Raw genomic sequence first — 18,328 nt, forward strand, 5'->3', positions numbered from 1 at the left:
GAGAAAATCATATTATTAAAAATTCAAGCACTAAGAAGGTAGAAAACACAATGCATAAAATATTAATCGTAGAGGATGACCCTCAAATTAGCTCTTTACTCCAGTCCTATCTTGAAAAGTATGGTTATCAAGGAGTTGTCGTTTCAAATTTTGATCAGGTATTGAGTACTTTTCAGGAAGTAAAGCCTGATTTGGTCATACTTGATGTGAATTTACCTCATTTTGATGGATTTTATTGGTGTAGACAAATTCGCACCCAATCTACTTGTCCTATCCTTTTTGTGTCCGCGCGGGATGATAAGATGGATCAGGTCATTGCTTTGCAGAACGGGGCGGATGATTACATTACTAAACCGTTTCATCCCGAAGTACTGTTAGCCAAAATAGAAAGTAATCTGCGACGTGCTTATGGTTTATATGCAGTTGCCCAAAAATCACGCTCCATAACAGTGTCAGGCTTGACTCTATACCCTGACATTATGGAGCTTGTGTTTCATGACAAGCAGGTAGAAATGAGCCATAAAGAAGCTGCGCTACTGGAGCTACTGATGACATATCCTAAGCAGGTTGTAGGGAGAGTTCATCTCTTAGAAGCTTTATGGGATGATTACCAATATGTCGGTGAAAATACACTGAATGTTTATGTTACTCGTGTCCGTAAAAAGCTGGCCGAGTTGGGGTTGGAGGATATCATAGAGACGGTTAGAGGAGCTGGATATCGGCTGCACTTGACTGAGGAGGAAGAACAGTGAAGCTTTTTTGGCGTGATCATTTCTCAATGATCATATTCAATATCGTCCAACTTTTTCTTGTGTTAAGCATTTATTGGATGGATGGTTATCATAACTTGTCTACTGCTCTTTATTCCGTCTTTTTTGGGACCTCCATATTGCTGATCTATTTACTGTTCCGGTACGTCATGTATTCTAGTTTATATCGATTACTTTCCACTGCAAATATTAGAGATCTAGATGAACTCATTCAGATGAAGGTACTTAATCCTCTTGCCTCTTCTTTACAGAATTTGCTTTTACAATTTTACCGATTGTATCAGTCTCGAATTCATCAGTTAGAGCATCAACAGCGTGATCACATTACTTTTATTAACCAGTGGGTTCACCAGATGAAAACTCCCCTCTCTGTTATTCATTTAATTCTCAAAGGAAAAATAGATCCCGAGTCGGATCAGATTCATGATGAGATTGATCGAATGGGAAAAGGACTGGAAATGATCTTATATATGTCACGATTGGAGGCCTTTGAACCTGACTTTCATGTGGAGCCTGTTGTATTACGAAAGCTGGTTAGTGAAGTGATTTATGATAACAAAAGATTATTGATTCGTAACGAAATTTATCCTTCCAATGAAGTGGACGAGCAGTTGAGTGTGATTACCGATGCCAAATGGCTAAGATTTATAATTAATCAATTGGTGACCAATGCGGTGAAATACTCTTCAGGTCATGCCCACAGTCTGAAGTTGATATCTGAGATAAGAGATAAAGTGTTTGTGCTGAAAGTACAGGATGAAGGAATCGGTATCCCTAAAAAAGATATTGAACGGGTATTTGAGGCTTATTACACAGGTGAAAACGGACGGAAGTATAGTGAATCTACCGGAATGGGCCTGTACATGGTGTCAGAAATCTGCAAAAGGCTGAGTCATGACATTCAACTGAAATCGACGGTTGGTGAAGGAACGACGGTTGAGATCTTGTTTTCAATTCACAAATAAGAACCTTACAACACATTTAAGGTTTCTGTAATGTTAATCGATCGCTTCATCCCTCTGGATGAATTATGATCATGACATAGGAAAAAGAAAGGAATGAACGATGGAGATTGTACGAATGGATCAAGTCACCAAAATATACTATGGTAAGGTTCCCTACCGAGCTCTCAACAATATCCATTTAACGATTCAACAAGGTGAGTTTGTAGGCATTATGGGTCCGTCTGGTAGTGGGAAGACAACATTACTAAATATGATTTCCTCCATTGATATGCCGACTTCTGGCGAGGTTAGCATTAATGGGGAAAATCCACATCTGCTCAAGAAGGATAAGCTCGCTTTATTTCGTCGCAAAGAATTGGGGCTTGTATTTCAAGACTATAATTTGCTGGAAACTCTTAGTCTGGGAGAGAACATACTATTTCCTCTGATGCTGAATAAAAAAGGATTAAAGGAAATGGGACACAAACTGGAAGAGGTAGCGAAGAAACTGGATATTGCAGATATTTTAGACAAACGGCCTCTTGAGGTGTCAGGGGGGCAAAAGCAAAGAGCAGCTATAGCCAGAGCTATTATTCATTCTCCTTCACTCCTGTTGGCAGATGAACCAACTGGAAATCTCGATTCCAAATCTTCACGAGTTGTGATGGAAATGTTAGAACTCATCCATCGCGTAGACAATTCCACAATCGTGCTGGTAACACACGGTGCCTTGGAAGCCAGCTATTGTGATCGGGTAATTTTTATTAAAGATGGCGAGTTATTTAATGAAATCCACCGTAGTCACAGTCAGCAATTATTTTTTCAGGAAATCATAGATATGCTCTCCTTTCTGGGGGGAAGTAGACATGCACATGAGCTTTCGTCTGTTAGCATGGAATAATCTCAAGCATAATGCGCGTGCTTATGTACCTTATTATTTAAGTAGCTCCTTGATGATTACAATTTTTTTCGTATATGCGATGTTTATTTTTCACCCGGATGTCTCCAATGCAATCATGGCCTTTAATGTAAAAAAGGGATTACAAGTTGCTGATCTATTGATTTTTGTATTTTCCTTTTTCTTCGTATTATACACAAACAATATTTTTATTGCTGCACGTAAAAAAGAATTCGGTATACTGACCATTTTGGGGACACATCGCAGACAAATTTATTTTTTGGTTGCTTATGAGAATCTGATTATAGGCTTTTTATCCTTGATTACCGGGATTACGGGAGGATTTGTTTCCGCAAAATTCTTTCTACTTTTGGGCTCCAGTGCCACAGGGCTGTATTTAACATTTTATTTTCCTTGGAAAGCACTGGCTTTCACCGTAGTTGGCTTTATGTTTTTGTTTACCTTGATCTCACTTGTATCTGTTTTCTTCATACGCCAATCTAAATTACAGCAGCTTTTTAGCAAGGTTACTCAGCTCAAAAAAGAGCCTAAAGCTTCATGGAGCCTGTCCTTTCTTGCAATAGCGCTAATAGGAGCGGCTGTATATTTAATGAAGCTGGATTTTCCACCATATATTTATCTGGCACCGTATCGTTTGGGGACTCTATCCTTTTATATGTTGCACTATTCAGTTGGAGACACATTTAAATATACGATTGTAATGGGGTTTATTGGAATTTACTTACTATACGCCCAATCAAGTGTTTTGTTCATTCAATTGCTTAGAGCCAACAGGAAATGGTGTTGGAGTGGAACTCGTTTGTTATGGCTATCTGAAATCACATACAAAATGAGGAATAATGCCGGGCTGTTCACATTGGTTACCCTAATTTCTATCGTTTCCTTTCTAGGAGCAGCTTCAACTTTTGACTCCATGCAGCAGCAAAATAGATTTTTTAGGGAGCAGTCTTATTCATTTGCATTTTTTTCTGATGTTGTAAGTTCCATAGATCTTGAAGATGAGATTGATCAAAATCTTTATAAGGCTGGGGTGGATTATTCGAAAAGTGAAGTACTGATCTTTCCCTTTCGTGAACAGTTGGCACCTGTGATGAAACAATCCAACTATGAGCCTCTTGCTTCTAAATTAAAGAAACAAATACAGGTACCTGCGCTTCGAGATGATCAAGGCTTTTTCATTTTTGATTCAAACGGGATGTCATTAGAAGAACAGAAAACCTTTTTTGAAAAAAGGCTAACTTACAATCAAGGGAAATCCCGAATTACGGGTATCCAGATTGTGGATACTCAGAAGATAGACCATAGCATAAAGTTTGATGGAAACATCATTTCTGAACTAGGAAGGTTGCTTGTTGTCTCAGATCAAACTTACGAACATTTAGTTAAACAACAGTATTTCAATGTTCCATTGGCATACAAATCTGTTTATTATTTTGTGCCTAAATGGAAGAGTGGCCAAGTATCATTGGAAACTTCTGAGACCCAAGAAGAGGTGTGGTTGTATTCCCTGCTGGCCAACAAGGTGAATAAAGGATCGCTTAACTCTAGAGCAGTGGATTATCTGACATCGGAGATGGATCTGAATATTAGTAAATTTATTGGCGGATTTATCGCCATCATTATGTTGGCAAGCACAGTAAGCCTGCTTTATTTCAGATTGTATGTAGATCTTAAACGGGATGAGGAAATATACCGGGCTCTATCCAAAATTGGACTAAGCTCAAGGGAAATGAGACGAGCTGCATCCAGACAAATTGCATTCCTATTTCTTCTGCCATTAGTTGTTTCATCCATAGGAATAGTGCTTTGTTTAGTTATGTCAGAACCATCTGTAGTACCCTTTCATCTTACGCTTATTCAAATTATGATTTGCTTTTGGGTAATTCAATTCTTTTCCTTTCTTATTGTACGTTTCCTGTACCTTCGTCAATTGGATTTAAAGATGCTGTAAAGAGCGATAAGCCACATGAAAAAAAGTTGCAGAAGGGTAGGATTAGACTCCTCCTTTCTGGAATTTTCATCAAATACAAAATAAGGTCTCAATGGGCTGAGAGCCTTGACGAGTAGGTGCGGGGCGAATTTGTTCATCAGAAGATATTTAATTCATATAACAACACATTAGTGAATTCTATTCAAGTCGATACCATATTTTAAAAGTGGGGATATCATGAAAAAAAGTTTGTTCATTTTATTGCTGCTCGCCTTGTCGGCCAGTTCTTTATCAGAGTCCTTTGTTCAAGCAGAGGAGGCGCAGCAGCAGGTTACCAAAGCGAGCGTGAAACTAACACTGAGCCAAGCCCAGCAATGGGCGCGGTCTAATAGCTTTAGCTTGAAGGAGGCCCAGCAAGCGATAGATCGTAACCGGATTAACCTAAAAAATGCTGGTAAGAATCTGGATTTTATTCCGGCAGGTACAGGCAACGGTGAAGAGGATGCGGCTAGTAGTTCAGCCTGGAAGGGGTATGCTTCATCGACGGTTTCTTATCTGGAATCCAAGAAGCAAATTGAACTTGCCCAAGATCAGACAGACTACGCTGCAATGAAAAACTATTACGATGTACTTTTGGCTGATAACAAAGTGAAGAGTAGTGAGGATGCACTTTCGCTCGCGTTATTAGAGGAAAAGGCTGCTGAAGCGAAGGCCAACCGTGGGAAAATTTCACCAGGTGACCAGAGCACGATTATTCAGAATCGTATAGAAGCACAAAAGAATGTAGACATTGCAAAGACTGCATTGCGAAAAGCGATGGATTCATTAAATACGCAAATGGGTCAACCTCAAGGTACGGTATATGAACTGGTTGATCGCCCTGTTTACCCCAAAATAGACAACACGAATTTGGATACGTTGGTGACGCGTGCAATCTCGGCGAGTCCTTCGGTGTGGAGACAGGAGGAAGCTGTCAAGCTGGCCAAGATGGAAGTTAAATATTACACCTGGAACTCAGGAACTGATGATTATGAAATTAAGCAGATTGATGTAGATTCAGCAGAAGGCGGACTGGAAAATACCAAGGATCAACTGGCAGAAACCTTGAAGAGCATGTACTTTAACTTACAGCAAAATGTTGAACAATACGAGCAAATGCAAAGTAATCTACAGAACGTCAATAAAGTGTTGGACATTTCTCGTAAAAAAAAGGAACGTGGTTTTGCTACGGGTACGGAAGTCGCTACGAATCAATTAAAAGTGAAGCAAATCGAACGGAATATGGATGAACTGATTGTTCAAATGACGTTGCTGCAACATGCTTTGAACAAGCCGTGGAGCGTATAGGATTTAGAAAAAATACTTTTGAAGGGGATATAACATTGTCAGAAATAGAAAAGAAAGATGCATTGCAGGTAGTAAGAAAGAAAAGAAGGCTGAAAAGAATTATAGGCATTTTTGTCCTGATCATTATAGCGGGGATTGGCGGTACTGTTTATATGAACAGGAGTAAGGAAAAGCCTGTGGAGGGTCCTGCAAACCAGATCGTACAGGTACAGAAGACAAACATGACCGAGTCGCTTAAAGTCACTGGAACCGTTCAGGCTTCCAAGGAAGTAAACATTAATTTTACAAATGTCGAGGGTGCCAAGCTCGTCGCTGTTAATGTCAAAGCAGGAGATAGCGTCAAAGCAGGTCAGGTTCTAGCACGATTAGATGATTCGGATGCCAGGCTGCAAATTAAGGATGCCGAATCGAATGTGGCGATTGCAAGAGCCAAGCTGGAGGAAGCCAAGCGCGGACCCAAAACGAATGATATAGAGTTACAGAAAGCTAATGTCTTAAAGGCACAGATGGCGATTAAAACAGCCAAGAACACGATGGAATTAGAGGAAGCCGCTGCTCAAAAGGAGTCGGCCAAGGTGACTTTGGATAAGGCTCAGAAGGATTATGATGACCAGGCTTATCTGGTTCAGAACGATGCGGCAGCAGAAAGTGACCTGGCGACAGCCAAGCAAAATCTGGATAAGGCAAAATTGGATATGAGCAATGTGGAGCTGCAGTACAAGAAGGCACAGACCAAGCAAACTGAGGCGATCGAAGAGGCGGAAATGGGCTATAAAACAGCTTTAATACAATTAAAGGCTGCACAGTCCCCACCCGAAGCTTCCAACATCCAATCCGCACAGGCTTCTTTATTGCAGGCTGAAACGGCATTAGAGCAGAAGAAAAGTGTCCTGAGTAAATTACAGGTTACGGCGCCGTGGGACGGGATCATTTTGAAGGTCAACGGCGATGTGGGTACCAGTCCTACTGCACCTTTTATTGTAATGAATAATTCAAACACAGGGGCTATGAAGGTTCTTGCCAAGGTTAACGAAAGTGATATTGCTAAATTGAAGACTGGACTTCAGGCGACAATGCACTCGAATTCATTTCCGGACAAACAATTTAAAGGCGAAGTCCTCTTTGTTTCTCCAGAGCCGGTTACCGAATCCAATGTGACTACATACAAAATCGAATTGTCTTTGGATAGCCAAAAGATAAGGCTGCAACCAGGGATGAATATGGATGTATCCCTTCTGTTAGCTGAACACAAAAATGCGTTGTCTGTACCGTTGTTTGCACTGAGATCTGAAGGCGGTGTGGATGGAGTATATGTGGCGAAGAACGCGGCGAATCCGGCGGATTATGAGTTTAGACCAGTGAAACTGGGTGTCTATACAGCAGATCAGGCGGAAATCAAGTCTGGCGTCAAGGACGGTGAGACCATTGTGATCCCACCTCAGGGTGGTAGTGCTGGTTCGAATGGCAGTCCAGAGGGTCAAGACCCTGATGGGGGGCAGGCACAATGAGTGAAACTCAATCCCATAAAGCTGTAATCGAAATTAAAGAACTGAAAAAAATGTATGAGGTAGGCGGACAGAAGATTCAGGCTCTGCGCAGTGTTAATTTATCTATTAGCGAAGGGGAGTTTGTTGCTATCATGGGGCCCTCTGGTTCGGGCAAGTCTACCATGATGAATGTCATTGGCTGCCTGGATCATCCCGATACCGGAGAGTACTACCTGGATGAGTACTCCATATTGGATGCTAGAGAGAACGAGCTTTCGGAGATTAGAAACCAGAAGCTGGGTTTTGTATTTCAGAAATTCTATCTACTTCCCCGAACTACAGCATTAGCAAATGTAGAGCTGCCTATGATGTATGCAGGTGTACCTGCCAAGGAGCGTCGGGAAAGAGCAATAGAGGCGCTTCGGATGGTGGGTCTTGCAGAACGGATGTATAACAAGCCTAATGAGCTCTCTGGTGGTCAGCAGCAGCGGGTTTCCATCGCCCGAGCCTTGGTGAATCATCCGGTCATTCTGCTGGCGGATGAGCCTACGGGCGCCCTGGATACGAAGACGAGTATCGAAATTATGGAATTATTTCAAGGCTTGAATGAGCTGGGAAAAACCATCGTCTTGGTCACGCATGAGCTGGAGATTGCTGAATATGCCAAACGGTTGATCAGCTTTCGGGATGGTAATATTGAACGAGATGAGCCTATTGCAAATAGACGAATTTCATCAAGGAAGGTAAGCCTATGAATGTAATGGAAACCATCCGTGTATCCATGAATAGCTTAATCACTAACAAGCTACGCTCATTTTTAACGATACTCGGTATTATTATCGGGGTGGCAGCAGTTATTGCCATTATGGCGATCGGAAACGGATCTACAGCCCGCATAAAGGCGGAAATTAATAAATTAGGAAATAACGTATTGATGGTTGCGCCGGCTATGACAATGGTCGATGGTGAAATAGATTATGACCACACACCATCATTTACTTGGGCTGATGTCGAGGCGTTGGAACAAAAGAAGTCTATAGATGCATTAATGCCGAATATAACGAGCAATTCAAAAGCTACGTGGGGGCGATATAACTATAACGCCACTATTGTAGGAACATCCGCTTCATTTTATAAGGTCAAAAAGTTTTCCTTTGCCGAGGGTAGAACATTTACCAACGATGAGATGGACAAACGCATGAATGTCGCCATACTTGAAAGCCAAGCGGTTCAACGTCTTTTTGGTGGAGATAGCCAAAATGTATTGGGACGGACGTTTCAAATTAAGCAGATCCCTTTCAAGGTAGTCGGAGTATTGGATACTCAGCCAGTTACGAACTTAAGCTACAGTAGTAATGAACAAATTTACATCCCTGCTACAACCATGATGAACCGTCTGGGTGAGAAGAATATTACCGGATTGGACGTGTCTGCCAAGTCACCAGCCTTGATGGATCAGGCTCGCTTAGACATCTTGGAAAGCTTGCGTGTGACACACCAGCTAAAACCTTCGGAACCAGATCAATTTCAAATTATGAGTCTGTCAGAGGCAGCAGGTGCAGCTTCTGGTGTAGATAGTATTATGACCAGCCTATTGGGTGGGGTAGCCGCGATATCCCTCGTGGTAGGGGGAATCGGAATTATGAATATTATGATGGTCTCAGTTATAGAGCGTACAAAAGAAATCGGTATTCGGAAAGCCATTGGTGCCAAGCCGAGAGATATTATGATTCAATTCCTGTCTGAAGCGATCATTTTTGGTCTGTTAGGAGGCACAATCGGAGTTGTTACAGGTATAGGAGCATCCAAAATACTTGAGGCGGCTGCGCATATGACCATTGAATTTACAATCTCGCCTATCATATATTCGTTTCTTAGCTCTGCGGGCACAGGCATCCTATTCGGAGTATATCCGGCTTATAAAGCAGCAAGTTTGAGGCCAATAGATGCATTGAGATACGAATAATTGAATTGGCACATGGTCGCAACATAAAACGTGAACTGCTTCTAGATTTTGGAGGAACATATACTATGGAAAAAAGCTATGTGCAAAATAGAACCAGAGCTCATCGGATGAAGAGGAAGAGAAGAAGACTACTGTTTATTATTATCATTTGTATTGTTCTAATTATTTTAAAACTCTTTGACATTTTCAGTAGTAAACCACAACCAGTCAAAACGATTGAATTTGCAGAAAAAATAGAATCCGTATCAACCGACAAATTAAATAACGAATCCAAAGGGAGCGAATTCCCTGTAAAAAATGTTTCGGGTGTTGAGGATGCTGCATTTGTTGAAAACTACTTAAATCAGCAAATCCAAGGTCAAAAGCCCGATGGGATAGACGGTAAAAAGGTTGTCTATTTATCTTTTGATGATGGGCCATCAGTAACCGTGACGCCTAAGATTTTAGATGTTCTTAAAGAACAAAATGTAAAAGCGACGTTTTTTGTGGTCGGAAAAGCAGTCGAAGAAAATGAAGGTACTAAACATTTAACCAAAAGAATAGTTAAAGAAGGGCATGCTATCGGAAATCATACCTACTCACATGATTATGGTTATTTATATCCTAATCAGACTGTGAATTCGAGCATTTTTATAAGCGATATTGAAAAAACAAATCAAACTTTAAAGCAAATTTTGGGACAGGATTTTTCCACAAGAGTGATTCGATTTCCAGGTGGCCATGTGACGTGGCAGAGAAAGGATCCCAAAGGCATGGAAGAGTTAGATAAATTTTTACATGATAAGGATTATCATCAGATTGACTGGAATGTGTTGCCTAAAGATGCGGAAGGTACATCTAAGAATGCCGTGGAATTAATACACGAATTTATGAAGAGCATTGGGACTAGAGAAAAAGCAGTGGTACTCATGCATGACACTTACGGGAAGGAAGAAACAGCTAAAGCCTTGCCTGAAATCATAACATATTTAAAAAAGCAGGGATATGAATTTAAGACTATAAAGTAGCTAGTGTATTTAAGTCAAGGGGAACACCGTAACCCATCGAAACAGAAAGGATTAGCAATAACATGGACATTAAAGATCTGGAAGATCTATATTTATCTCATAAATCAGAACTCCTTGGCTATCTTTTGAGAATAGTGCATAACAAACAGGATGCCGAAGATTTGTTGCATGAATGCTTTATTCGGTTTATAAGAGCTTCCCCTGATTTGCCCGAAGATCGTATTCGATTTTATCTTTTGAGAATTGCTAAAAATTTAGCCATAGATATAATAAGAAAGCGAAAAAAGATGGAGGAATATTTCTTGCGTAAGGAGCACGTCTACTATCACTGGGATACCCTAGATTTTGAAATTCAGGATGAGGTCGATCGAATTCTTTTGATGGCAAGTAATACCGAGCAAAGGACGGTACTTAAATTGCGTGTAGTCCAAGGATACTCCATAAAAGAAACGGCTAGAATTTTAAATAAGAGTGAAAATTCAGTGAAATCTTCGCTTCACAGAGCTTCCAAACGTATTAAATTGAGATATATTTCCTGACCACAATGGAGTGCTTGCTTTTTATAACAAGAAGTAAGACAAACAGTCCCGATGAGAAATCTCGATTGCGGGGCTGTTTGTACGTTGTACATAGTAGTTGAAATGATGAAAAAGGCGGTAAGTAATCACGGTTATTTTCTTATGCCAATCAGCAAGACATCAGCTTCAAAATCATGCATCCCAATGATCGTGATTTGCTCTTGCACAGAGATTGAAGCTGTGCCAAAACGACGATTCTCCAGGTCAATGACCGTGAAGTCGTATTCACTCAAATCCACGTTTAGCTTCAGCACCGTGTTGATTGGAACGTAGATGGCGACCTTGGTGTAATCGGTGCATACAGCCGCACGAATTTCTTCCGTATTTTTAAGCACTATGTTCCAAGGCTGCATATCTGTAATTCCATATATCCCGAAGAGCCATTTGGCCAATCCATAATCCCATGCCCCTTCAAACTTAAGTGCAGACTGCCAATCATATGGACTGTCGAATCCCTCCCCAGTTATCCCGAACCTTTTGCCTTTTCGATGCCAGCTCAAAATACCGTGGGCTCCATAGGTTATGCCCGCAGACGCCCCGGACAGAAGACTTTGCCAGGCTGCCTTACGAACATCGGCGCGGCTGAAGCGGCCATAGACTTTTCGACTGTAGCCCATTTGTTCATAACAGGGCTCCGAGTTGAGCACTGGTCGTGTGACAGGCTTATTGCAGAAATCCAGTGCGAGTGTATACGCCGTTGGTTGAAATTGTGAATTATGTCCTGACTGGTACATGTAAAAATCCAAATGGGGATCATCAATAAATTCCTCTGGCAGTGCCGCTAATCTTCCTTGAATATGCAGGGTAGTCAGACACTGCGGGCTGTGCTGTTTTATGGTATGGAGAGCAAGTCGGTAATATTGGTTGGCACGCTCGGAAGGGAAATCAGTGTCGCCACTTATAATATAAATAGGGTAGAATTTGGAGAACCGATCGGCAATGTAACGTACATAAGGTTCCACTGCCCCAAGTGGCATTTTTTTCTCCTCACGAAGCTTGGCAGCCCAGGTATCCGGGATATAATTACACCATAGTAGAACCAGTGCAGGAACAAAGCCTCTGTTCACAGCCATTTCGATCATCGTCTCGGCTCTGGTAAAGTATTCTTCGTTCGGCATATAGAAATTGAAGCTGCCATTCTCGGCATATGCGAAAGGCTCATAGTTCAAATCGCTGCCACTTGCATCCCACTGGCGCAGCAAATTGATTTGCAGGACATTGAAGCCCTGACTTTTACGGTAATCCAGATAATAGGCCCATTCCTCCAGCGTAATGTTGGTAAATGCGCTCCAAACCGTATCCGCCAAATAAAAAAAGGGGTTACCCTCATTCATGAAATATCGTTTGTTCTCAGCGATACTCAGTTGAATCAAAAGCTTCCTCTCCTAACGATTGTAATGGCAGAAGCGGCGAGCGTTTATCCGTCTCGCCGCTTCTACTTTTTTCTATTATAAAATAACGGGACTTGCTGTAGTTTCATTTGCTTGCTTGTCCAGTTGCTCCTGCGCTTCGTGTTCCTTTTTTAGAGCCTGCTTATCCAGCGCTCTAAAGAACGGGTAGTAGATCAGCATACTGATCGGAATGAGTACCAATTGTGCGGCGGCTAGTTTCCAACTGCCCTCAATGAAGCCCAGAGCAAAGATAGGGGTGCCGAAAGGCGGGTAAATTCCGATGGGTGCAGGCAACAAGCCGATGTTGGTGGCAATATAGCCGAGTACCGCACAAATGATGGGAGCAACGATAAACGGAATGGCTAGCAACGGGTTCAATACCATTGGAATTCCGAAGATCAGCGGCTCGTGAATGGAGAAAAAGGTACCCGGAAGACCAAGCTTGCCGATCGTGCGAAGCTGCTTGCTCTTGGCCAGGAAAACCAATAGCAGAGCAAATCCAAGCATCGGTGCATAGTTGCAGTAGATGGACCAGAAGGCCAGACCGATCGTGTTCGGAAGTGGAGCGCCTGCCTGGAAAGCGTCAAGGTTGGCCAGATCCAGACTCATCCAGATGGGCTTAACGATAGCGAGTATAACAATTGCACCGTGAATTCCGAACATCCACAGAGCCTGCATAATGATCAGCGCGATAATTAAAGCGCCGAGTGATCCGCCCAATCCTTCCAGTGGTATTTGGAGATAAGTGTAGATAAAATCGTGAACTGTACCAAATGGGGTCTGCATGAACAAACCAGCAACGATAACAAACACAAGGGCTACTAAGACAGCTGGGATCAAGCCTGAGAAGGTTTTGACAACGGTAGGCGGGACCCCGTCAGGCATTTTAATCGTCCAATTGCGGTCAACAATCCAAATATACAACCGTGCAGCAATCAAACCGACGATCATGGCAACGAACAATCCCTGCGCGCCGAGCCATTGAAGTGGCAAGGCACGAACTTTATCAAAGGTTTGGATCGGTGTAACGATAAGAAAAGAGAGAAGAGCGGTTGCCGCTGGCACAAGGGGGTCCTTGTCAAAAGCTTGCGCCAGTCTGTAGGCGATAAAAAATACCGCATACAGTGCAATGATGCCAGTGGTCATTGTCGATGCCAACCCGATTATAGCCTTTACGGGTGCAATAAGATTCTGGTAAGGCTCCCAAGCAAGTGCAGAGAAGAGGGTTGCAAATGCTCCGATAATCAGAAAAGGAAGGGTGGACATCAGCCCGTTGGAAATTGCGCTCATGTAACGGTTTTGCTGAATTGTACCCGCCACTTTTTGAAGCTTATAAGAGAATTTTTGTTGGTTAGCCATATTTATTCAACTCCTACGATAGGCTTTCATCCGCCTATATAATAACTTAGAGAACGCTTTCATTTGGCGAAACACCATGCAGAATATCATATATCGTTGCCCGATTTGACCAACCTTCTTGTTCGGTCTGGTGATGAGCATCTGACTCTGAGCTTTACAGCTTAAGCGCGTCTCCTAGCACTTTTTCGCCGTTCATCATTCCATAGTCTACTATATTGATAACACTTACCTTAATGCCTTTAGGTTCATATTTTGCCTTGAAATCATCCTGCAGGTAGCCGACCTGTGGTCCAATTAGCAGTATATCTGTCTTGTCGGCATATTCTTTAAACGAACTTTCGGAAGTAGCCCTGATTTCAACCTCAAGGTTTTGTGCTTGTGCCGCCTTTTGCATTTTCTGTACCAGCATACTTGTAGACATTCCTGCAGCACATACGAGTGTAATTTGTTTCATCCGTTGTTCCCTCCATTGGAAGTGTGATTTGTGATATCTTCATAGCGATTCAATCTGTTATAAAGCTCAATCATATGTCCCGCCAGATCTTTAGTTGTGATGGCTGACATAAGGTGATCTTGAGCATGTACCATAAGCAGTGTGACTTCGTGGGCGGTTCCGCCAGCTTCCTGTTGAATCAGTCTCGTTTGTGATTTATGAGCTTTAACCAACTCGGCTTTGCTTTCTTCAAGCCGCTCTGCCGCCAACTGGGTGTTACCCTTTTGAGCAAGAGCGATTGCTTCCATCGCTTTACTCTTGGCAACACCTGAGTTGGTGATAATTCCCATAATGATTTCTTGATACTCCTCCATCTCGTTCACCTCATGCTTTTTTCTCTTTAACTTACAGTTTCAGTGTATAGGTTTACTGCCAAGATCTAAACCCAAGTCTTTTCCGCCAGTAGCGGAAATTCATTCATTGCTGCTACTCTTCCAATTTAAAAAGCTCCGAAGCAGCACCTGTTCTGTGATATCAGCCGGATGCACTGCGGAGCTTGATTCAATACAGCTTATACTTAACGATAATCCTGGAGAATTCCTCGTACGTTTCGCATTTTAACATCTGCTGGACGATATCCGAATTGTCGACCAGTTCCATGAGATGGTTATACATTTTAGCGGGTGGCTCTTTACCGTTTCTTTCAATGCTGAGAAGACAGATGAACTGCACCGGTTTGTCGCCCCACTCGATAGGTTGTTGAAGGGTGCAGACCGCCCATACGGTTTGATTGCTTTGCGGAATGATAGGGTGAGGAATGGCTACCAAATTTCCGTAAGCCGTGGGTGCGGCCTGTTCTCGTTCCAGAACGAGTCCAATAAAACCTTCGGCAGAGCGGATCAGCCCTTCAGCATATATTTTTTGGCCCAGAAATGAGATGACCTCTTCCTTGGTGGTAAAATTTTGTCTCAGAAATACGAGTTCCTTCCGGATGTAGTGAAAATCAAACTCGGCTTCACCAGCCAGCAAACTTTCAATTTTATCCATATCGCTGCCGCCAAGAAGAGTATGCACGACCACGACTGGAACCGATAATGGCAGCTGAATGGGAATGGTGCTCACCACGAAATCAATGTCATGGAGGGGAACCTGCTGAAGCTTGTAATATTCCGTTGTACCCGCCACTTCAAGCGAGCTACCAAAAGTGCTTTGCAGTTTGTACTTGAGCAGCCGGGCGCTTCCGACTCCTGAAGTGCAGACGACCAGACAGCGTTTTGGCCGGGTGTTCATACGCTGTCGTTCGATGGCTGCCCCGATATGAATGGCGAGATAGCCCATCTCTGCTTCCGGGATGGCAATATTCAGCTTGCTCTCGATCAGCTTGGCACCAATAACTCCCGCTTGAAAAGCCAGAGGGTAGTTGCTCTTGACATGATCCAGCATGGGGTTTCGGATGTTCATTCCATACTTTACCCGGTTCAGCGCTGGCTTCAGATGAAGGCAGATGCCTATGAGCAGTTCTGTATCACAGCTGATGTTCAGATTCAAATCCCTGTCGATCTCGGCGAGCATTTCCTTGCCCAGTTCAAAGAGGTTCCAGTCCAGCAGCTTCTCGGGTCCCATGTCCTCTATAGGGTGTCCTTCAATTCTGACAAACCACTTGTTTCCGGCAAGATGCATGGCAATGTAGGCGATTTCATTTTCGGGAAAAGACAACTGCAATTCCTTTTCGATCAGCTCGACAATATGCTCGGCAGCCCGAAATTCATCGGTGCCCCGCAGATCTCCTATTTCCGCCGAGAGCATAGCTACCTGGTTTCCGTCACGGATGCGCTTGCAGGCGATCGCAATATGAATGGACAAATTGCTGAAGGCGATATCGGAGAGTGTTACTTCATATTTCTGAGTCTGTTCCAGAACGATTCCACAAATCAGCGTCATTTCGCGCGGGGTGACGATGCGTAGCGCTGCATGAAGTGTTCCGCCTTGTTCTTCGGAACGGCTCACAATAAACTCGGACAAGCAAAACCGAAGCTGGACTTCATCACCTTTCAGTTTGATTCCGTAATTTGGCCGTTTATCAATGGTGATTCCGTAGCTTTGTAGGGTTTGTTTAACCTCTTTGAAATCATTCTGCACCGTAGACTTGCTTATATATAGCTCATCTGCGAGGTCTTCCAGCTTCACATAATGATCAGCGAGCAGGAGACGCTTGATTAAATACAATTGCCGATAGCCGGGAGAACCTGGATCATCGGGCTCGCCGGACAGGAACAGCTGCTGCAGCAGCGCACGAAAGCTACGATGATCCGTAATTTTTAGTTCATATCCCCTTGAACGAACAGGTTCAATTGCTGCCCCGTGCTTGGATAGAAATTCATCTAGTTCCCGGATATCGCTGCGAATGGTACGTGAAGTAACTTGAATCAATTTGGCCAGATAATCACTTTTGACGGGAGCATCGGCAGCCAGCAAGTACTGAAGAATTGAAACCATGCGTGCATTCAATCAAGGTTTCCCCCTTTCTGTAAAGCGGAATACATGCAGTGTACATAAAAAACCTCCGATTATCCAAGTGTAACACCTGTAAAATAATCGGAAGCTTGTAGTAAGAGCTCAAAAGTAAATGAGGAAGATTCATCAACAATTAGCGGAAGAAGATGGTGTAAGCGGTTGTTCTGAACGTATTACCATTTGCACTGCATTCTGCCAACCTGCATAAAGCCGCTGGCGGCTGACTTCATCCATACTAGGGGTGTAGTGCTCATACAGATTCTGATCAGAGGTATTTCCCGTGATGATGCCTTTAGGATCTGACCAGTATCCGACACCGAGACCGCCCAGATACACAGAACCCATTGCAGACAGCTCAGCACAGGTAGAGCGGGTAACATGGGTACCCAGAATATCTGCCTGAAACTGCATGAGCCAGCTGTTAGATGAGCCCCCGCCATCCGTACGTAAACTAGTAAGGGGCACACCGGATTGTTCACGTATAAATTGAACCGCATCTCTCACTTGATACCCGATGCTCTCCAGCGCTGCGCGTACAATATGTGCTTTGCCGTTTCCACGGGTCATACCCACAATTGCAGCACGTGCAGAGGGATTCCAGTAGGGAGCACCTAAACCGACAAAAGCAGGGACCAGATATACGCCCTCATTGTCCTGCAATTCAGTGATCATGGATTGCATTTCCTCAAATGAAGAGAATAATCCTAAATTATCCCGTGTCCATTTTATACTGTCTCCGGTTGTACGTATAACAGCTTCCAATGCATAAGATACCTTTCCTGAAGCCCCCCAGGCAATCGTTGTAACCAAGCCTTCACCGCCCTGTACGGGTTGCGAACCAATATTCATAAGTACAGATGTTCCAGTCCCATATGTCGCTTTGGCATCACCAGTATCGAAGCAACGATGCCCGTACAGTGCACCCTGTGAATCTCCGATTATCCCTGATATTGCTACTTGTTCGTCCCATAATTCCACTTCCTGTGTATAGCCATACAAGGCATCGGATGCTTTTACCTCAGGGAGCAGGGAGGAAGGAACACCGAATATACTGCACAACTCCATATCCCAAGCCAGAGTATGAATGTTAAAAAGGGAAGTCCGGCTGGCGTTACTGTAATCGGTTGCATGTATTTGACCGCCCGTAAGCTTCCATAGCAGCCAGCTGTCAATAGTCCCTGCAAGTAGTTTACCTTCAGCAAGCAATTGGGGGGCATGAGGTACATGTTCCAAAATCCAATTGAACTTGGCGGCAGAGAAATAAGGATCGAGCATTAGACCTGTCTTGGAGCGTATAATATCTTCATAGCCAGTATTCTTCAACCGTGTGCAGACCTCTGCCGTTCGCTGGCATTGCCATACAATGGCATTATAGATAGGCAAGCCAGTAGAACGGTCCCAGATCAGAGCCGTTTCTCGCTGATTCGTAATGGTTACTGCGGCCAGCGAGGAAGGAGAAAGCCCTGCTTTCTCCAGTACGCCTTTCGCAGCAATAAGTACATTATGATATATCTCAAGCGGGTCGTGTTCAACCCAGCCCGGCTGTGGGTAATATTGTTTGTGCTCCAAAGAATAACGGGTAATCACTTCACCTTGCTGATTAACCAGCAGTGTTTTGGTTCCGGAAGTGCTTTGATCGATCGCTAGAATATAGGTCTCGATATTCATTGCAGCTACAGCTCC

The 18,328-nt window shown here is 43.3% G+C and carries 16 protein-coding genes; 10 read left to right on the top strand and 6 right to left on the bottom strand.

Annotated features, from left to right (window positions below; genetic code table 11):
• Nucleotides 1-50: 50 nt before the first annotated feature.
• The 10 genes from MMB75_RS17050 to MMB75_RS17095 all read left to right on the top strand — a co-directional run bounded on the left by MMB75_RS17050 (nucleotide 51) and on the right by MMB75_RS17095 (nucleotide 10,909).
• Nucleotides 51-752 (top strand): response regulator transcription factor, encoded by a 702-nt coding sequence (locus MMB75_RS17050; protein ID WP_031462216.1) that lies wholly within the window; start codon nucleotides 51-53, stop codon nucleotides 750-752.
• On the top strand, nucleotides 749-1,735 hold the full coding sequence (locus tag MMB75_RS17055) for a sensor histidine kinase (RefSeq protein WP_016819944.1): 987 nt from the start codon (nucleotides 749-751) through the stop codon (nucleotides 1,733-1,735). Before MMB75_RS17050 ends, MMB75_RS17055 begins: the two co-directional genes overlap by 4 nt.
• Nucleotides 1,736-1,835: 100 nt before the next feature.
• A complete protein-coding gene (locus MMB75_RS17060; protein WP_025365805.1) occupies nucleotides 1,836-2,615 on the top strand; it encodes an ABC transporter ATP-binding protein in 780 nt (259 codons plus the stop codon).
• Nucleotides 2,581-4,584 (top strand): ABC transporter permease, encoded by a 2,004-nt coding sequence (locus tag MMB75_RS17065; protein ID WP_045244925.1) that lies wholly within the window; start codon nucleotides 2,581-2,583, stop codon nucleotides 4,582-4,584. Before MMB75_RS17060 ends, MMB75_RS17065 begins: the two co-directional genes overlap by 35 nt.
• 216 nt (nucleotides 4,585-4,800) lie before the next feature.
• Nucleotides 4,801-5,910 carry a TolC family protein gene (locus tag MMB75_RS17070; RefSeq protein WP_045244924.1) on the top strand — a complete coding sequence of 370 codons (1,110 nt, stop codon included), beginning with the start codon at nucleotides 4,801-4,803 and terminating at the stop codon, nucleotides 5,908-5,910.
• Nucleotides 5,911-5,945: 35 nt separating this feature from the next.
• Entirely contained in the window at nucleotides 5,946-7,418 is a 1,473-nt protein-coding gene (locus tag MMB75_RS17075) for an efflux RND transporter periplasmic adaptor subunit (protein WP_045244923.1), read from the top strand.
• A complete protein-coding gene (locus MMB75_RS17080; RefSeq protein ID WP_045244922.1) occupies nucleotides 7,415-8,152 on the top strand; it encodes an ABC transporter ATP-binding protein in 738 nt (245 codons plus the stop codon). The genes MMB75_RS17075 and MMB75_RS17080 overlap by 4 nt, the downstream gene beginning before the upstream one ends.
• The gene (locus MMB75_RS17085; protein WP_045244921.1) at nucleotides 8,149-9,363 is read left to right on the top strand and encodes an ABC transporter permease; all 1,215 of its coding nucleotides are present in this window, start codon (nucleotides 8,149-8,151) and stop codon (nucleotides 9,361-9,363) included. Before MMB75_RS17080 ends, MMB75_RS17085 begins: the two co-directional genes overlap by 4 nt.
• 65 nt (nucleotides 9,364-9,428) lie before the next feature.
• Entirely contained in the window at nucleotides 9,429-10,370 is a 942-nt protein-coding gene (locus MMB75_RS17090) for a polysaccharide deacetylase family protein (protein WP_045244920.1), read from the top strand.
• Between the two features lie 62 nt (nucleotides 10,371-10,432).
• The gene (locus MMB75_RS17095; protein WP_031462211.1) at nucleotides 10,433-10,909 is read left to right on the top strand and encodes an RNA polymerase sigma factor; all 477 of its coding nucleotides are present in this window, start codon (nucleotides 10,433-10,435) and stop codon (nucleotides 10,907-10,909) included.
• 131 nt (nucleotides 10,910-11,040) lie between these two features.
• On the opposite strand, the gene MMB75_RS17100 is transcribed toward MMB75_RS17095, so the two are convergent.
• From MMB75_RS17100 to glpK, 6 genes are all read right to left on the bottom strand, one after another.
• The gene (locus MMB75_RS17100) at nucleotides 11,041-12,321 is read right to left on the bottom strand and encodes a glycoside hydrolase family 140 protein (protein WP_019688565.1); all 1,281 of its coding nucleotides are present in this window, start codon (nucleotides 12,319-12,321) and stop codon (nucleotides 11,041-11,043) included.
• A 75-nt stretch (nucleotides 12,322-12,396) separates the two neighbouring features.
• Nucleotides 12,397-13,698 (bottom strand): PTS sugar transporter subunit IIC, encoded by a 1,302-nt coding sequence (locus tag MMB75_RS17105; protein ID WP_019688564.1) that lies wholly within the window; start codon nucleotides 13,696-13,698, stop codon nucleotides 12,397-12,399.
• A 154-nt stretch (nucleotides 13,699-13,852) separates the two neighbouring features.
• Nucleotides 13,853-14,152 carry a PTS sugar transporter subunit IIB gene (locus tag MMB75_RS17110; RefSeq protein WP_017428674.1) on the bottom strand — a complete coding sequence of 100 codons (300 nt, stop codon included), beginning with the start codon at nucleotides 14,150-14,152 and terminating at the stop codon, nucleotides 13,853-13,855.
• Nucleotides 14,149-14,505, bottom strand: a complete 357-nt coding sequence (locus tag MMB75_RS17115) for a PTS sugar transporter subunit IIA (RefSeq protein ID WP_016819955.1) — start codon at nucleotides 14,503-14,505, stop codon at nucleotides 14,149-14,151. The genes MMB75_RS17110 and MMB75_RS17115 overlap by 4 nt, the downstream gene beginning before the upstream one ends.
• Before the next feature lie 187 nt (nucleotides 14,506-14,692).
• A complete protein-coding gene (locus MMB75_RS17120) occupies nucleotides 14,693-16,639 on the bottom strand; it encodes a BglG family transcription antiterminator (RefSeq protein WP_045244919.1) in 1,947 nt (648 codons plus the stop codon).
• Between the two features lie 132 nt (nucleotides 16,640-16,771).
• Nucleotides 16,772-18,313 carry a glycerol kinase GlpK gene (gene glpK / locus MMB75_RS17125; protein WP_045244918.1) on the bottom strand — a complete coding sequence of 514 codons (1,542 nt, stop codon included), beginning with the start codon at nucleotides 18,311-18,313 and terminating at the stop codon, nucleotides 16,772-16,774.
• Nucleotides 18,314-18,328: the final 15 nt, after the last annotated feature.

Origin of the sequence: Paenibacillus sp. P2(2022) (assembly GCF_029522175.1) — a bacterium.
GTDB classification, from domain to species: Bacteria; Bacillota; Bacilli; order Paenibacillales; family Paenibacillaceae; genus Paenibacillus; species Paenibacillus polymyxa.

Coding starts and splice junctions, on each gene's coding strand:
- MMB75_RS17050 (WP_031462216.1), top strand. CDS start 51: ATGCATAAAATATTAATCGTAGAGGATGACCCTCAAATTAGCTCTTTA.
- MMB75_RS17060 (WP_025365805.1), top strand. CDS start 1,836: ATGGAGATTGTACGAATGGATCAAGTCACCAAAATATACTATGGTAAG.
- MMB75_RS17065 (WP_045244925.1), top strand. CDS start 2,581: ATGCACATGAGCTTTCGTCTGTTAGCATGGAATAATCTCAAGCATAAT.
- MMB75_RS17070 (WP_045244924.1), top strand. CDS start 4,801: ATGAAAAAAAGTTTGTTCATTTTATTGCTGCTCGCCTTGTCGGCCAGT.
- MMB75_RS17080 (WP_045244922.1), top strand. CDS start 7,415: ATGAGTGAAACTCAATCCCATAAAGCTGTAATCGAAATTAAAGAACTG.
- MMB75_RS17085 (WP_045244921.1), top strand. CDS start 8,149: ATGAATGTAATGGAAACCATCCGTGTATCCATGAATAGCTTAATCACT.
- MMB75_RS17090 (WP_045244920.1), top strand. CDS start 9,429: ATGGAAAAAAGCTATGTGCAAAATAGAACCAGAGCTCATCGGATGAAG.
- MMB75_RS17095 (WP_031462211.1), top strand. CDS start 10,433: ATGGACATTAAAGATCTGGAAGATCTATATTTATCTCATAAATCAGAA.
- MMB75_RS17105 (WP_019688564.1), bottom strand. CDS start 13,698: ATGGCTAACCAACAAAAATTCTCTTATAAGCTTCAAAAAGTGGCGGGT.
- MMB75_RS17110 (WP_017428674.1), bottom strand. CDS start 14,152: ATGAAACAAATTACACTCGTATGTGCTGCAGGAATGTCTACAAGTATG.
- MMB75_RS17115 (WP_016819955.1), bottom strand. CDS start 14,505: ATGGAGGAGTATCAAGAAATCATTATGGGAATTATCACCAACTCAGGT.
- glpK (WP_045244918.1), bottom strand. CDS start 18,313: ATGAATATCGAGACCTATATTCTAGCGATCGATCAAAGCACTTCCGGA.